This is a genomic window from Olivibacter sp. 47, from assembly GCF_030372825.1.
Taxonomy (GTDB): domain Bacteria; phylum Bacteroidota; class Bacteroidia; order Sphingobacteriales; family Sphingobacteriaceae; genus Olivibacter; species Olivibacter oleidegradans.
Window position 1 is genome coordinate 1 of record NZ_JAUCNR010000007.1, and the last position, 1,568, is coordinate 1,568.

The following is a 1,568-nucleotide window of genomic DNA, read 5'->3' on the forward strand; positions in this document are numbered from 1 at the left end:
ATGTCTTGTCCTGATATAGCTATACAGGTTGTTGAATTAATTTTGAATTGACTATACACACAAATTTGTAATTCCTGATTGGGTTATACAAGTGTTATTTTTCTCTGCTTTATATTTTTTTGGTTTCCATCTTTTTTTCAATTCACCGTATTTAAGATGCGCTTGTTCGGGAGTGAGATAATCGCAACTGGCATGTGGTCTTATCTGATTGTATGTTTGTATATTTTCGCTGATCTTTCTTGTAGTTTCCCTCCACCCGGACCGGACTGTGTACAGGCCAAACTCTGCTTTTAAGATGCCGTTTACCCGTTCAGCGATTGCGTTTTCATAAGGGTCTCCGTTTTCGGTCATGCTGACGGCGATATTTTCATCGGTAAGCAGGTCTACATAGGCTTTGCTGCAATATTGCGATCCTCTGTCCGAATGATGAATAAGCCTGTTTCCGGGGTATCTGCGCTCCGCTACCGCCATCTGTAAAGCATCAATGCAACCCTGGGCAGAAAGGTCCTTTCGGAAAGCCCATCCCATGATCCTTTTGGAATAAGCATCGGTGATGAGGCAGAGGTACCCCCACTGCTTTTTCAGCTGGATGTAGGTGATGTCACTTACCCATACCTGTTCAGGGCCATTGATGGGCAGTTCCCTGATCAGGTTTCTGTATTTTTGCATCCAATGCCTTGAATTGGTTGTGATCACTTTTCTTTTACGGTTCCTGATATGCAGTCCATGTTCCCTCATCAGATTGAACAGGTAGTCCCGACCGATCCTGATGCCATGTTGTCCCAAAGGTTGCTTTAACATATGAAGGAGCTTTAAAGTCCCTATTCTGTTTTGTTTCTTACGGATATCCAGTACATGCTGCAAAACGATCTCATCTTTCAGGCCCAGGTCCTGCACCCGCCATTGATGGTCATAATAAGCATGCCTGGTCTTGCCAAACAGTCTGCACAATAACTTGAGCCCAAGTCTGGGGAAGTCCTGTTTCATTTTGATGACTGCCTGGCACCAGACTTTTTTCTGATATCAATTTTAAGTCGGTCCTCGGCAATATCGATCATTGTATTAAGTGCTCTGATCTTCAGATTGGCTGCTTCCAGGGCTTTTTTTAAGGCCTGTACCTCTGCGCTTTCGGACGGATCTGTTTTCTTTTTAGACACTTCCACTATCGGTTTGATAACACTAAGATCGGCATTTTCTTCCTTAAATTCCTTCATCCAGCGGCGTATTACACTGGGATATGAAATGTTAAAAGAAACCAGTGCCTGCCTGACACCCATACCCGCCTCTATAGCCCTGACTACCGAACGCTTTTCTGCCGGGGTGTAACTCTTGCGTTTGCAGGTGACCGGACCATATCTATGCATCCAATCTCTCAGCGTATCGGCAGACATCCCATATTGCCGAATTAAGTCCCTGGTGGGAACACCCTGGACAGAGAGTTCAACTACACGATCTATTAAACGCCTGTCATATTTCTGATACTTACTGGTCCTTTCCGTGAAAATAATTTCTACCTCTTTGGTTTCCATACACTAATTTTTTGTGTATAGCTTTTTTAGGAATCGACA

2 protein-coding genes are annotated in these 1,568 nt (G+C 43.9%); both read right to left on the bottom strand.

Translation table 11 applies throughout. The annotated features are described in order from the left end of the window. Positions 1–51: 51 nt before the first annotated feature. Positions 52–987: an IS3 family transposase gene (locus QT327_RS28030; RefSeq protein WP_289554486.1), complete on the bottom strand. Its 936-nt coding sequence runs from the start codon at positions 985–987 to the stop codon at positions 52–54. Further along, positions 984–1,529 carry a hypothetical protein gene (locus tag QT327_RS28035; RefSeq protein ID WP_289554488.1) on the bottom strand — a complete coding sequence of 182 codons (546 nt, stop codon included), beginning with the start codon at positions 1,527–1,529 and terminating at the stop codon, positions 984–986. Before QT327_RS28035 ends, QT327_RS28030 begins: the two co-directional genes overlap by 4 nt. Between the last annotated feature and the right edge of the window lie 39 nt (positions 1,530–1,568).

What these genes read in the sequence shown, in the direction of transcription:
- QT327_RS28030 (WP_289554486.1), bottom strand. Translation starts at nt 987, where the DNA reads ATGAAACAGGACTTCCCCAGACTTGGGCTCAAGTTATTGTGCAGACTG.
- QT327_RS28035 (WP_289554488.1), bottom strand. Translation starts at nt 1,529, where the DNA reads ATGGAAACCAAAGAGGTAGAAATTATTTTCACGGAAAGGACCAGTAAG.